The following is a 15,061-nucleotide window of genomic DNA, read 5'->3' as shown; positions in this document are numbered from 1 at the left end:
AAATAAATGCATGCCAAATTTTAGTCAAGGGAAGAATCTGTTATTCATTTTACTCGTCATCCTATTCCAATCATGTGGAAAAAAGGTGGGGATTCCTCCTGTTGAGGCAGTTGTAGTTAGTGATACGATTGTGGTAAAAGACACTACTTTGTTAGTAGAAAAAAAGCCAGATATCGTACAAGTGCAGCCTGTAGAAGAGGAGCCTAAAGTAGCCACAGAAGATTTGAATTTTAATTATTTAAAGGCTAAATCAAAAGTACTTTGGAAGACTAATTCTAACTCAGATACATATACAGTAGATATTCGGATGAAGAAAGACAGTTTAATCTGGATGAATATCTCTGTTTCTATGATTACGGGTGCCACAGGTCTTTTTACGAAGGAACGAGTTCAGTTTTTTCATAAAATTAATAATGAGTATTTTAATTTGACATACGATAGCCTAAGTGCTAAAATGGGCTTTAAGATTACCTATGAGATATTGCAATCATTGATTGTTGGTAATCAGCCATTTAAGAAGAATCATTCTCGCGTCATTCGAGAAAATGAAAATTATATTCTCAAGCAAGATGAAGGCCGAATTCAAATTGACAATTACGTAGGACCGAATAGAAAGCTGAAGAAATTACTTGTCAATGACGGACCGACTGAAAACAAACTAACACTAGATTACGAAGATTTTGCAGCGATTAATCAGTTTTTATTCCCTTTTTCAAGTCAAATTACCTTGGATGTAAAAGACAAGGACAATAAATTGGTTAAAACACTCATTAGTATTAAGTATTCTAAAGTAGAATTATTGGAAACTCCTTTGGAATTCCCCTTTAAAGTTCCAGCTAAATACCTGAACAAATAAATCCTAATACCTTGAAATATATTGTTTTTATATTCTGTTTATTGTTTGCTTTTTCCCTGGATGCACAAGTGGATAAGCGGGAGCAATTGGAGCGTCAAAAGAAGGAAAATTTAGCTAAGATTAAAGAGTTAAACAGCATCATTTCCCGAACATCTAAAAAGAAGAAGGTTTCCTTAGGTAAATTAAATGTATTGAAGGAGCAGATTGGGGTTCAGAAAAAGCAAATTGGCATATTAAGTGAAAACCAAAAATTACTAGCTCAAGAAGCCAATAAACTCCGTCAGGAAAGCGACATCTTGGCTGCCAAATTGAAAAAGCTGAAACGGATGTATGCTCAAATGTTATTTGAAGCTCAAAAGACCTCAACCGTTTATAATAAACTCAGTTTTTTGTTACTCTCTTCTAATTTAGGAGAATTTACTCGTCGTTTCGACTATTTGAGGCAGTTTACCAATAACCGAAAAGCTCAGGCTCATAAGATATTTCAAACCCGTCAGGATTTGATGTCCAAAGAACAGCAAGTGATTTTTAAGAAAACAGAAGAAAAAAAGGTATTGGTAGAGAAGGAAAAGGAGAAGAAGAACCTAGAAGTACTGAAAACCAAAGAGGACAAAGTAGTCACGGTCTTGACTCAGCAAGAAAAGAAATTGCGCATCGAATTGGAGCGGAAAAAACTGGCGATTCGTAAACTGGATAATTTGATTGCGGGAATTGTGGCTAGAGAGATTCAAAAAAGTCAGGAAAGAGAGCGACGTTTACGTTTAGCTCAACAAGCTCGGAAATTGGAAGTTAATAAACCTGCCTTACCTACTTTAAAAGGCGATGGAACATTGCCTAAGTTTAGTGAAAAATCGAGTAAGGATGATGCAAAATCTGATACAAGAATTGAAGCGGCTGAAGATAAAAAAGAGGTAGCTAAAGCAAAGGTGGCAGAGAAAGTAGAAGAGGCTAAAGCAGAGCCATTGGAAAAGAATATTTATTACATGAATGCGGAGGAGGCTAAATTGGCTAGTTCATTTGGAGCTTTACGTGGTAGAATGCCTTTCCCGGTTCCTTCAGGTTTTATTTCTGATCACTTTGGGGTTCATAAGCATCCCATATTAAAAGGTGTGATGATTAATAACAATGGGATTGATATTCAAACAGCACCTGGTTCTCCTGTACATTCGGTATATGAAGGTATTGTTCAATCTGTAGTGAATATTCCAGGTATTAATATGGTAGTTGCCATTCAACATGGAGATTATTTTACTGTATACAGTAAGTTGGATAATGTTTCTGTATCAACAGGACAGCGAGTTCGGACTGGGCAACGTATTGGAAGCGTGGCATCAGATGATGATGGTACTGCTGAAATAAATTTTCAAGTTTGGAAAAACACCATTCGCCAGAATCCGGAGCAATGGTTAAGAAGATAATTAACTGAATTTATAGGCTACTCGCAATTGGATATTACGTCCTTGATCGTCCGTATAATACCTAAATCTATTCAAGTAGTCTCGGTAAGATTCATTCAAGGCGTTGGTAATCCTGATTCCTACATCTAAATTTTTGAATTGATAGCCCCAATTTAGTTGGACTAATTGATATCCTGCCGGAGGAACGGCATAGTCAGAACCTGGCTCAACACGACTTTGGCGGGAAACCTGAGTGACACCGGCACTGACATATTGTTTATTATGATTGAATTGGTATCGGATTAAATATTCAAATCGATCGGCAGGAATATTGACCATATATTCCATGTTTTTTGTATTGAATGCTCTAACGATACTTGTTTTTTGCTGTAAGGAAATTTTAGGATTGATGTGGTAGGATATTTGACCATCCAATCCATTGAATCGAGCATTGATTTGTTCATACGTAAATCCTGGAAAAATACCCCGGAGTGTTACAATATAAACAGCTTGGCCATCATTGACCATAGGACGTAAATAGATGAAATCCTGTATATGATTGCTGTACAAACCTAATTCAATATCCCATTTGTCTACATTATATTGGGTATTTAGACTGATGTTGGTGGCTGTTTCTCCTTTCAAGTTGGGTTGTCCAATTTCATAAGCAGCGGCACCATGGTGTACCCCATTCGAAAATAATTCATTGGCTCCAGGCGCCCTAAATGCTCTGGCTAGAATAAAGTGACTTTCTAGATTATCTAACCAATGGTATTTTAGGCCAGCACTTCCTGATACACCAGTGAAACTTTTTTCGTCTCGATCAATGATGAAGGAATAGTTTTTAATAGGACGGTGCGTAATGATTTGTTTTTGGTCCAAACGAAGGCCTAATTCCAATTCCCATTTTTCTTTGACCATTCTTTCAATGGCGAATAATCCGACATTATTTTGTTCATAATTAGGCAATAAGCTCGTTACTAACGTGGGAGAATTTACGCGATTTCCTGACGTGATATTATCTTGAAGGGAGAAAGTTAAACCAAATTGGCCCTTCCATAATTGACTGGAGTTAGCTCCGTCTAATAAGAGTTCGCCATTCCATGTACTTAATTGAAAACTTAACGTGTTGATGTTTTTACCAGCTCGCAATACATCCAATTCTAAACGTTCATCCGTTTGGTGTGCTAAAGTCAGTCGTAAGTTATACTGCGATGAAACTTGATAAAAACTCTTAAATTTCAACATATCATGATTTACATCCTGGTTAGGGCGATCAATATCTCGAATAAATTCATTGGGGGTGAATTGTTCTAATGGCCTTGATAAGGCGATGGATCTTTCTAAATCATTTACATTTCCAATATGTGAACCCAAAAATATACCTATAACTGTATGGAATCTGCTGTAGAATAAATCGGCTCCGAATTGACGAGATTTGTATCCAATTTGTGTTGAAAAATTTTGTTCTTGAACTCCCGTGTTGGCTAAATAATAGTTGGCTGAATGAATATTTCCACCATTTTTTATGGTTCCTTGAACTCGCCATCCCCAACCTTTGCCCCCTTTAAATCCACCTTCTACACTTCCTGAGCCTACCCATTGACGTCCATTAGTAAAGTATATACTTTGTAGTTCTCCTTTTATTCCATTGGTGTCTGGGAGTGCATTTGGCTCTAGCATGACAATACCTCCGATAGCATCACCCCCATAGCGCAATCCTGCAGGCCCTTTGATGACTTGAATATTTTTGCTAACAAATGGATCTACTTCGGGAGCGTGTTCACTTCCCCAGTTTTGTCCCTCTTGGCGTACACCTTGATTTAGGATGATTACTCGACTTGAGTGCATGCCATGGATGACAGGTTTGGAAATGGTACTGCCTGTTTGTAAACTCTGAACTCCAGAAATACCTTTTAACATTTCACCTAGGTTCAAGCCATCTCTTTCTTTTCTTTCTTCGGCACTTAGGGAACCACGCATCTGAGCGCTGGTTTCATTTCTTTTGCCGCTGACTACAACTTCTTGCAAATGTTCATCATGTACGTGCAGAGCGATGTTTTCTTCGTGTTGATTGCTGAGGTTAACCTTGATTTCTACGGGGTCATAACTGCTCATCTCACATACTAAGGTGTAAGAGCCTGGGCATATTTTTTTGAGAGAGAAAAAGCCAAGTGAGTCTGTTTGCACTGCAAAATTGGTGCCTTTGAGATAGACGTATGCACCTTTGATTTTTTCGCGGTTTTCTTTCGAGGATACTTTTCCTTGCAGAGTACAAAAGCAGTTTTTCTGCGAATAGGATTCGTGAAAAAGTAGCAGCAGGAAGAAAAATAATATCTGGGATTTTAATTTCATGCGAATGCCATCTATTTCAGATGGGGATTTAAATATACACTCAATTTATTTTTTTGCCCAATTGTATCAACAGATAACCGATGATTGAGCTTTTTCGGACGACCACTTCGAGTGTTGCAGCGATAATTTTTTTTAATAATAATTTGTTTTGTTTAATCTTTTTATAAATTTGTTAAACAAAATAACAATCATATATGACAGCTCTTGAATTTACGTATCAGGTTGGAAGCTTTTCTAAGTTTTTGAAACCCTTTGCATTACGTTTAACAAAAGACATGGATGATGCCAATGATTTAGTTCAGGATACTTTAGTGAAGGCATATTCCAATCGTGAAAAGTATGCAGAAGGGACCAATTTAAAAGCTTGGTTGTTTACCATCATGAAAAACACGTTCATCACGCAATATCAGCGTATGGTTCGTAGAAATACATTTATCGACACCACTGATAATTTACACTTCATCAACTCACAAGAATCTTTACAATTCAATGGTGCATTGAGCGAGTTTGTTCGAGAAGATTTGGAAAAAGCTTTAGACCAAACAGACGAAATGTATCGATTACCTTTCCTGATGTATTTTCGTGGATTTAAGTACCACGAGATTTCAGAAGAATTGGATCTACCCATTGGAACTGTGAAAAACCGAATTCACATTGCTCGTAAAGAGTTAAAGAAAAAATTACACATGTACGCTTAAAATTTCAGAATTGATTAGTTTTTTGGTTAACAGAAGAAACAAGTAAAAAGTCAGATTTTGTCTGGCTTTTTCTTTTAGTCTGCTAAGCTCTTTCAAAAGATGGTTATATTTGTTTAGGTTCGAATCAATGGATAGAATGAAAAAGAAAAAGGTGATTGTTATAGGTGCTGGATTTTCAGGAATTTCTGCAGCTACTGTATTAGCCGAAAAGGGATATGATGTTCATGTGTTGGAAAAAAATGCGGAACCTGGTGGTAGAGCTCGCGTTTTCAGAGAAGGGGGATTTGTTTTTGATATGGGGCCAAGCTGGTACTGGATGCCAGATGTTTTTGAAACCTATTTCGGAAAATTTGGTAAAAAACCTTCTGATTATTATGAGCTGAAACGTTTAGATCCATCCTATTCCGTCATATTATCAGAATCAGAAGTCATTGATATTCCTGCAGATTTGGAGGGAATTAAAACGCTATTTGAATCTTATGAGGAAGGCGCTTCTAGTCAATTGGATAAGTTTTTAAAACAAGCAGCTTATAAATACCGCGTAGGTATTCAGGATTTTGTTTGGCGTCCTTCTGTTAAAATCACGGAGTTTTTAAGTGTAAAATTGTTGATTGATGCCATAAGAATGGATGTCTTTTCTTCTTTTTACAAGCATATTCGTAAGTTTTTTAAGTCGAGTACCCTGTTAAAATTAATGGAATTCCCAATTCTATTTTTGGGAGCTATTTCGCAAAATACACCTGCTATGTATAGCCTGATGAATTTTGCTGAAATAACCATGGGAACATGGTATCCCATGGGAGGGATGCATCAAATTGTGAATGGCATGGTGGCCTTGGCCGAAGAAAAGCATGTGAAGTTTACCTATAACACCGAGGTGACAGGTTTTGAGATTGTCAATAAACATGTTCGGGCAGTCAAGACTGCAAAAGGATTAATTGAGGCGGATATGGTAGTTGCTAGCGCGGATTACCATTGGGTTGAGAAATTATTGGGAGATGACTTTAGAAATTATTCCGAGGAGTATTGGGATAAACGTGTCATGGCCCCTTCCTCTTTGTTGTTTTATTTAGGGATATCTAAGCGTTTGCCTAAGCTAAAACATCATAACTTATTTTTTGACCGAGATTTTTCAGTTCATTCACATGAAATTTATACCGATCCTTCTTGGCCTTCAGACCCCTTGTTTTATGCTAGCGCACCATCTGTAACAGACCCATCTGTCGCGCCAGAAGGCTGTGAAAATGTATTTTTGTTGATACCTGTGGCACCTGATTTAGAAGATACCGATGTTCAAAGAGAGAAGTATTTTCATCAGTTAATGGATCGTTTGGAAGCTTATTGTGGCGAAAATATTCGGGATTCTATTGTGTATAAGCGCTCTTATGCCCATCAAGATTTTATGTCGGATTACCATGCATTTAAAGGGAATGCCTATGGATTAGCCAATACTTTATTCCAAACTGCTATTTTAAAGCCTAGTTTGAAAAATAAAAAACTAGATAATTTATATTATACAGGCCAGTTGACTGTACCTGGTCCAGGAGTACCTCCATCCTTAATTTCAGGATTGGTGGTTGCCAATGAAGTAGATAAATCCCTAAGAAAATAGCATGACCCAAATAGATTTATATCAGCGCGTTTCTTTGGCATGTTCCAAATTGCTGACCAATGCCTATTCTACTTCTTTTTCATCTGGAATTAAGACCTTGTCTAGTCGGTTTCATGATCCAATATATGCGATTTATGGATTCGTTCGTTTGGCGGATGAAATTGTCGATACGTTTCATCAGCACGATAAAAAGGTTCTATTTGATAGATTTAAACAGGATACTTATTGGGCTTTAGAGGAAAAAATCAGTTTAAATCCAATTTTGGAATCATTCCAACGTGTTTATCATGAATTTGAAATGGAGCAAGAGTTAGTGGATGCCTTTTTGTATTCCATGGAGCTTGATTTGTTTGAAACTCACTATGATGAAGCAGGCTATAAACGGTATATATATGGTTCAGCGGAAGTGGTAGGATTGATGTGTTTACATGTTTTTTGTCAAGGAGATAAATCTCAATACAATGCCTTGAAGTCGGATGCATGTGCCTTAGGATCAGCCTTTCAAAAAATCAATTTTTTACGTGATATTAAGTCTGATTTTGATGAGCGAGGAAGGGTGTATTTCCCAGGAATCGATTATTTGAACATGATGGAAAAAGATAAAAAAGAGATAGAGGCCGATATTCAATTGGATTTTGATGCGGGTTTGAGAGGAATAAATCGACTTCCTATGGAAGCGAGAAAAGGGGTTCTTTTAGCTTATTTATATTATACCAAATTATTCGAAAGAATTAAACTGGCACCTCTTGAACAAATCAAGGCAGAACGTGTTCGTGTTCCTGATCGAGAGAAGTTGTGGATATTTATTAAAATGAAATGTGGCTTAGTTTAAATCTCAAGGAGAATTGCTTATTAACAAAAATGTCAACCCCGAGAGGTTGACATTTTTTATTGATCCACAGGGGAAATTAGTTTTTAGACCCTGTAACTGCTCCAGCTGCTTTTTTGGCATTTTGTGCCTCTTGCATCGGGTTAGCTTGACCAGCACCATAGCTTCTTGGCTGAGCTTTGAATAGCTGAACTCGTGTAGGTTGAACAGGTTCACGTGGGAATGCATTATCATCTGTATCAATATCCGCGATTTCATAGTAAGGATCAAGTGTCCATTTCGCCACTTTTTTACTTGTAGGGATGATTTTCTTCGCTTGTACATCATTCAAACGCCAGATTTCTGCTGGGAAACGAAGAACTTCTTCTGTTCCATCTTCAAAGGTTAATTTAACGATAACTGGCATCGGTAAACCTCCTTTATTTTTGAAATTAACGACGTAGAAATTCTTTCCTTCAGCTACCAATTTGCGCTCATCATCGGATAAAGAAGCTAAGTAATCTTGGTATTTTTTCTTTTCTGCATCCGAAGTAGCAAAACGGTCATAGCTGTTGTAAAAGTCCTTCATGTCAGGTTCTTTTTCTACTACCGTTTCTTTGATATCTGTTTTATTGCGGATATTCGAAATAGTCTCTCTTTTAGCCGTAAAATCTGCTTTGTCTTTCGCTTTTTTGGCTATAGGGTCTTGGTTATCGATGCCATACCAATCCACCGTTTCAATCGATTGATTTACTGGCTCTGTTCCATAGAACCAACCTCTCCAGAACCAATCCAAATCAACTCCAGAAGCATCTTCCAAGGTACGGAAGAAATCAGCTGGATAAGGTTGTTTGAATGCCCAGCGACGTGCATATTCTTTGAAGGCATAATCAAACAATTCACGACCCATCACCGTTTCGCGCAATATGTTCAAAGCTGCAGCAGGTTTAGCGTAGGCATTGTTTCCAAAATCCATGATGTTTTCAGAGTTCGCCATGACAGGTACCTGGTTTTTGGAATCCAAACGCATGTAAGGAACAATGCTTTGTGCTTCTCCTCTTCTGGCTGGGAAATTACGATCCCATTCCTGTTCAGCTAAATATTGGCAGAACGTATTTAAACCCTCATCCATCCATGACCATTGTCTCTCATCTGAATTGATGATCATTGGGAAGAAATTATGCCCAACTTCGTGAATAATAACCCCAATCATACCATTCTTTACATTTTCTGAATAAGTACCATCGGTTTCAGGACGACCGCCATTGAAGGAGATCATTGGGTATTCCATGCCGCCGCCTAAAGTAGCATGACATGAAATAGCTACCGGATATGGATATGCAACGGTTCTCTTAGAATACGATCGCAAAGTATGTGCCACTACCATCGTAGAATATTTACCCCAAAGTGGATTTCCCTCTTTAGAATAATAGGACATCGCCCAAACCTTTTTACCTTCTACATCCACTTGCATAGCGTCCCAAATGAATTTACGTGAAGCCGTGAATGCAAAATCACGTACATTGTCTGCCTTGTAAATCCAAGTTTTCTTACCCGTTGGTTTTCCTTTTTCGGCAGCTTCAGCTTCTTCTTGATTGACAATTTCAACCGGACGAGTGGCTGTTTTAGCCTTATCCCAACGTTTTAATTGGGTCGCTGTCATCACTTGGTTAGGATTTAATAATTCTCCACCTGCACCTACGACCATATCATTAGGTGCTGTGATAGCTACTTTATAGTTTCCAAAGTTTAATGTAAACTCACCTTGTCCTAAAAACTGCTTGTGTTGCCAGCCGTAAACATCGTTATATACAGCCATTCTAGGGAACCAGTGAGCGATGAAATAATTGGCATTACCATCTTTGGCAAAAAACTCATATCCCGAACGACCGTAATATTCAGTAATTAGGTAATTCCAATCAATAGCAAAACTTACGCTAGCACCCGATTTAACCGGAGTAGGTAAGTCGATACGCATCATGGTTTGATTAATCGTATAGCGCAAAGCATTTCCCTTAATATCTTTTACGGCAGTAATTTTATAGCCATAATTTTTGGGATCAGTCAGCTCTTTAAACGCAGAAGCTGAAATACCATTTTTGATATCTCCCGTTTTTGTAGTACTTCCTGCTGCTCCTTTTTCAAATAGATTTTGGTCTAATTGCAACCATAAATAGGGTAATTCATCAGGGGAATTGTTGAAATACGTAATGGTTTCAGAACCTGTGATTTTTCTATTGATATCGTCTAATTCTACTTTGATATCGTAATCTGCACGTTGTTGCCAATAATCTTTACCAGGTGAACCACTGGCAGTACGATAACTATTTGGCGTGGGTAGAATAGATTCTAATTGTTCGAATCGATTGTTGGCATTGTAAGTTCCAGAGGGAGATTGACCCAAAATGGGACTAGCAAAAAGTCCAAGTAGGAGGAAGAAAAATAGTTTTTTTGTCATTGATGAGCTCTTTTTTTTCAAAAATAGAAAAAAGATTTTACTCTTTATTCATCTATTCGAAAGCCTTCGTTTATTATTAGGCAGGATAGACTAAAAAAAAAGACAGATAGCTATTTTAGTCTTGGGTAGATTTTGTAGTTTTGAAGCTTATAGATATAAATTAAACTGTTGAACCATGAGTGTGATTATAGGCCAAAAAGAATATTTCAAAGGCATCGAAAAAATTAAATTTGAAGGAGCAGATTCGGACAATCCTTTAGCATTTCGTTACTATGATGAAAATAGAATAGTAGCGGGTAAAACCATGAAGGAGCACCTTCGTTTTGCTATTGCTTATTGGCACTCATTCTGTGGAGACGGTTCTGATCCGTTTGGACCTGGGACACATCATTATCCATGGGATGTAGCATCTGATCCACGTCAACGTGCTGCTGATAAGGCTGATGCCGCTTTTGAATTTATTACTAAAATGGGAGCTCCATTTTATTGCTTTCATGATGTGGATGCTATTGATCAATCTACTGATCCTAAAGAATTCACTAGTCGAGTTGAATTTATCTCTGATATCTTTGCTAAGAAGCAAGCAGAAAGTGGTGTGCAATTACTTTGGGGAACAGCCAATTTGTTTTCCAATGAACGCTACATGAATGGTGCATCTACTAATCCCAATTTTGAAGTAGTGGCACATGCTGGAGCACAATTGAAATCAGCCATTGATGCTACCATCAAATTAGGTGGTCGTGGTTATGTTTTCTGGGGAGGTAGAGAAGGATATATGTCTTTATTAAATACAGACATGAAGCGTGAGCGTGAGCATTTTGCTCGTATGTTACATACCTGTGTGGAATATGCACGTAGAAATGGATTTACTGGTAAATTCTTTATTGAGCCAAAACCATGTGAGCCAACAAAACATCAATACGATTATGATTCTGCAACTGTGATTGGATTCTTGAGAGAGTTTGATTTATTGTCAGAATTTGGCCTAAATCTAGAAGTTAACCACGCTACTTTAGCGGGTCATACTTTTGCCCATGAATGCCAAGTGGCTTCTGATAATGGTATGTTAGCTTCTTTAGATGCAAATCGAGGCGACTATCAAAATGGTTGGGATACGGATCAGTTCCCTACGGATATTTATGAATGGGCTGAAGCCATGGCTATTGTTTTACGTCAAGGTGGATTAGCTGGCGGAGGAATTAACTTTGATGCAAAACGTCGTAGAAATTCGACGGATGCAGCTGATTTATTCTATGCTCACGTAGGTGGCATGGATACCATTGCTCGTGCTTTATTGATTGCTGATAAGATTTTGACTCATGGAGAAATGGATCGATTGAAAGCAGCGCGTTATGCTAGTTTTGATTCAGGTAAAGGTGCTGAATTCGAGCAAGGCAAATTGAAATTAGAAGACTTATATCAAATTGCCACTGAAATTGGTGAGCCAGCATTGATATCAGGTAAACAAGAATATTTAGAAAATTTATTGGGCAGATTTGTCTAACATAATGAAAAAAATACTCTTTCTATTGCTGTTGATTTACAGCAATGTACAAGCAGCAGGGCCGAAAGACCCTGCTCTTTTTTCAAGTGCCAAACCCTGGGCTTATTGGTGGTGGCCAGGAAGTGCTGTTTCAGAGAAAGGGATTACTCATAATTTAGAGGCCTTTTCCAAAGCAGGTTTTGGAGGTTTGCACATCATTCCTATCTATGGGGCAAAAGGCTATGAAAAACAATTTTTAAATTATTTGAGCCCTGAGTGGAATGCTAAACTGGCCTTTGTCTTGAGGGAAGCCAAAAGGTTACATCTAGGAATTGATTTAACCTTAGGGACTGGATGGCCATATGGAGGTCCTCAAATTGGTGTTTCTGAAGCAGCAAAGTCCTATAAAATTCAAACAATATCCTTGTCTGAAGGTGAAAATATGCCAAGCATTTCTCCCTCCTTGGATAAATTCCCCAATTCCCAACTAGTTTCTATTACATCTTATCAGGGTAACCATTTTCAAGAAGATTTATGGCCTATTTTTCAGCAAGGGAAATTGGCAAATTGGAAAGCAAAATCATCGAATACCGTTATTTATTTGTTTTATCAGACATTAACCCAACAAAAAGTCAAACGTGCGGCACCTGGTGGAGAGGGATGGGTGATGGATCATTTTTCCCAAGAAGCTTGGGATGCATATAAACAACCTTTTGCCGCAGTATTAAAAAAATCTCATGCTCCATTAAGAGCAATCTATACGGATTCATATGAAGTTTATGGAGCCAATTTTAGTCCTCGACTATTTGATGAATTTAAACGGATAAATGGCTACGATCTTCGTCATTATTTGCCTGCATTGGCCGAGGCTAAAGCAGAGGGGGAATTTCAAAATCAAGTGTGGGCAGATTATCACAGGACTTTGGCTGATATGTTACTCAATCAATTTACCAAACCATGGTCCAAATGGATTAAAAACCAAGGGTTTTTAAGTCGAGATCAGGCACATGGTTCTCCTGGTAATTTGATGGATTTATATGCCTCTGTGGATATTCCAGAAACAGAGTTTTTTGGAAGTAAACCCTATACCATTCCAGGATATCGAATAGACCCAGATTATGATAGTGTACGATTTGGTATACCCGATTTAAGAAATATTAAATTAGCCTCATCTGCAGCAGATATCATGGGTAAAAAGCTGGTTTCTTGTGAAACTGCTACATGGTTGGGAAATCACTTTAAGGTTTCTTTAGCCCAAGTAAAACCCATCATCGACGAAGTTTTTGTGGGAGGCGTGAACCACGTGTTTTATCATGGAGCTACTTATTCTCCACCTGAAGTGGCCTGGCCTGGGTGGTTGTTTTATGCCAGTACTAATTTTAATCCTCAAAGTCATTTCTGGGGTGCGTTGCCAGAATTGAATAAATACATCGAGACATGTCAAAGCATGTTGCAGAAGTATCCTACGGATTCTGACTTGTTGTTGTATTTTCCCATGGAAGATATTTGGCATCAAAGAAATACTCCTGGTAAAACACATGCACTTGATTTACATGCCAATAGTCGAGATTGGATGATTCAGACTCCTTTTGGGAAATGGTCCAATGCTTTACAAAATCGAGGCTTTCAAGTGGATTATGTGTCAGATTATTTGTTAACCACCTTGCAAGTGGTTGCTCCTAAAAAGTGGAAAGCTCCTTCTGGCAATATCTATAAAATGTTGCTGATTCCACCAAGTACGCACCTGTCTTTAGAAACCATGGAGCTTTTGGCTAATTGGGTGAAACAGGGAATGCCTGTTTATTTTTTGGAGCATATTCCTTCGGTGGCAAGTACTTGGAATTATTCGGATGAACAAAAGGAGCGTTGGAATAAGGCTAGAGAAAGTTTTCTTTTGAGGGTGTTATCTGATCCAGCGGATGTGCTGACTCGTCATGTGGTGAGCAAGGAGACGATGGCTGAACAAGGGCTTTCATTTATTAGGAAAAGAACTGAAAATGGATTTGCCTATTTTGTTACCAATTTGTCAAATCAGTTTGCTGAAGGCAATATTTCATTGGCTAAATTCAGTGCGAGTATAGAAATACTGAATCCTTTGACCCTGGAAGTAAAGAAAATTAAATTACCGAAATCGAAGTTACTTCCTCTTGCATTAGCACCTGGTGAAAGCCGAATTATTCGAGTTGCAAATACATTTAAGGGGGGAGAAATTCCAGCATTAATAGAAAAGAGTGAAGTCGCAATTAAGCCAATGGGTAAAATTCAAGTGGATTTTGTACATGGCGCGCCAACTTTACCTCCTTCGCAGCAAATGGACGACTTGAATTATTGGACCAAGGAATCCTCAACTCATCAGTTCAGCGGCTCAGCGAAGTATACATTTGATTTTGCGTTAAATGCTGATGAGCTGAAGTCAGCTAAAGTGTTACATTTTGACCAAGTGCGCGACTGGGTTAAAGTAAAATTGAATGGCAAAGATTTAGGGATAGTTTGGTCAATTCCCTTTCAATTAAAGATTCCTGCAGGAATATTGAAGGAAGAAAATCACATCGAATTGGAAGTAACGAACGTTTCTGCCAATCGAATCCGCCAATTGGATAAAGAAGGTGGCAAATGGAAGAATTTTTATGAAATTAATTTTGTGGATATTCGATATAATCCTTTTGATGCTTCTAATTGGCCTATTACAGATAGTGGACTTCAGGGAAAACTATATTTAAGTAATCGATGATAGACTCAGTAGCACATTTAGTTCAAATTTTGCAAGCTCATCGTCATGAGGAGAATGCTCATTGGATGAAGAAATACATGCGGGATCAGTTTCCCTTTTTGGGGATAAAGAAACCTCAAAGGCATCAGATATTGAAAGAATGGTATGCTCATGAAGGAAAAGGTTTGGACTGGTTTCTTGTGGCCAATGAGCTATTTCGACTGAAAGAAAGGGAATATCAATACATCGCTTTGGATTATTTGCTTTTAGAGAAAAAGAACTGGGATGAACGTATTCCCCAATTGGTAGAAGATTGGATAGGAGATCAGTCTTGGTGGGATGTAGTGGATGTCTTGGGGCCTCATGTAATGGGAATATATTTGATGAAACATCCCGATCAACGTGATTATTGGATTCAGCGGTGGATGACCTCTGGTAATTTTTGGTTGCAGCGTGTTTGCTTATTATTTCAATTGACCTACAAGCTGAAGACTGATGTGATATTGCTGTCCGTTTTAATTCAAGACTTATCCAAGGAGAAAGAGTTTTTTATCCAGAAAGCCATCGGCTGGTCATTAAGGCAATATGCCCGCGTGGATGGTGTTTGGGTCAGGGATTTTGTTTTATCTCACGAATTGGCACCTTTGAGTAGGAGAGAAGCACTCAAACACTTATAAAAAAGCC

General features: G+C 38.1%; 10 protein-coding genes. 8 read left to right on the top strand and 2 right to left on the bottom strand.

The features are described 5' to 3' along the window. Positions 1-10: 10 nt before the first annotated feature. Both HME7025_RS10940 and HME7025_RS10935 read left to right on the top strand, forming a co-directional pair. On the top strand, positions 11-856 hold the full coding sequence (locus HME7025_RS10940; RefSeq protein WP_109323957.1) for a DUF4292 domain-containing protein: 846 nt from the start codon (positions 11-13) through the stop codon (positions 854-856). A gap of 11 nt (positions 857-867) precedes the next feature. Next, the gene (locus HME7025_RS10935; RefSeq protein ID WP_130925826.1) at positions 868-2,274 is read left to right on the top strand and encodes a murein hydrolase activator EnvC family protein; all 1,407 of its coding nucleotides are present in this window, start codon (positions 868-870) and stop codon (positions 2,272-2,274) included. On the opposite strand, the gene HME7025_RS10930 is transcribed toward HME7025_RS10935, so the two are convergent. Then, complete coding sequence (locus HME7025_RS10930; RefSeq protein WP_109323954.1) at positions 2,275-4,608, bottom strand: TonB-dependent receptor; 2,334 nt, start codon at positions 4,606-4,608, stop codon at positions 2,275-2,277. Between the two features lie 194 nt (positions 4,609-4,802). Here HME7025_RS10930 and HME7025_RS10925 point away from each other — a divergent pair, with 194 nt between their 5' ends. From HME7025_RS10925 to HME7025_RS10915, 3 genes are all read left to right on the top strand, one after another. Continuing rightward, the gene (locus tag HME7025_RS10925; protein WP_109323951.1) at positions 4,803-5,306 is read left to right on the top strand and encodes an RNA polymerase sigma factor; all 504 of its coding nucleotides are present in this window, start codon (positions 4,803-4,805) and stop codon (positions 5,304-5,306) included. Positions 5,307-5,433: 127 nt separating this feature from the next. Then, complete coding sequence (locus tag HME7025_RS10920; protein ID WP_109323950.1) at positions 5,434-6,918, top strand: phytoene desaturase family protein; 1,485 nt, start codon at positions 5,434-5,436, stop codon at positions 6,916-6,918. 1 nt (position 6,919) lies between these two features. Then, complete coding sequence (locus HME7025_RS10915) at positions 6,920-7,750, top strand: phytoene/squalene synthase family protein (protein ID WP_109323949.1); 831 nt, start codon at positions 6,920-6,922, stop codon at positions 7,748-7,750. Positions 7,751-7,826: 76 nt separating this feature from the next. Here HME7025_RS10915 and HME7025_RS10910 read toward each other — a convergent pair whose 3' ends face one another. Beyond that, on the bottom strand, positions 7,827-10,184 hold the full coding sequence (locus tag HME7025_RS10910; RefSeq protein ID WP_109323948.1) for a M1 family metallopeptidase: 2,358 nt from the start codon (positions 10,182-10,184) through the stop codon (positions 7,827-7,829). A gap of 175 nt (positions 10,185-10,359) precedes the next feature. Here HME7025_RS10910 and xylA point away from each other — a divergent pair, with 175 nt between their 5' ends. From xylA to HME7025_RS10895, 3 genes are read left to right on the top strand one after another with little or no spacing between them, the layout of a single operon-like run. Then, positions 10,360-11,688 carry a xylose isomerase gene (gene xylA, locus HME7025_RS10905; RefSeq protein ID WP_109323944.1) on the top strand — a complete coding sequence of 443 codons (1,329 nt, stop codon included), beginning with the start codon at positions 10,360-10,362 and terminating at the stop codon, positions 11,686-11,688. A 4-nt stretch (positions 11,689-11,692) separates the two neighbouring features. After that, positions 11,693-14,398 (top strand): glycosyl hydrolase, encoded by a 2,706-nt coding sequence (locus HME7025_RS10900; protein WP_109323940.1) that lies wholly within the window; start codon positions 11,693-11,695, stop codon positions 14,396-14,398. Further along, positions 14,395-15,054, top strand: coding sequence for a DNA alkylation repair protein (locus tag HME7025_RS10895; RefSeq protein ID WP_109323939.1), 660 nt, complete (start codon positions 14,395-14,397; stop codon positions 15,052-15,054). Before HME7025_RS10900 ends, HME7025_RS10895 begins: the two co-directional genes overlap by 4 nt. The last annotated feature ends 7 nt before the right edge of the window (positions 15,055-15,061 follow it).

The sequence above is a fragment of the Aquirufa nivalisilvae genome (assembly GCF_003143535.1).
GTDB lineage: Bacteria > Bacteroidota > Bacteroidia > Cytophagales > Spirosomataceae > Aquirufa > Aquirufa nivalisilvae.
Note: the sequence above shows the minus strand (reverse complement) of the source record. Positions and strands in the feature narration are given on the sequence as shown.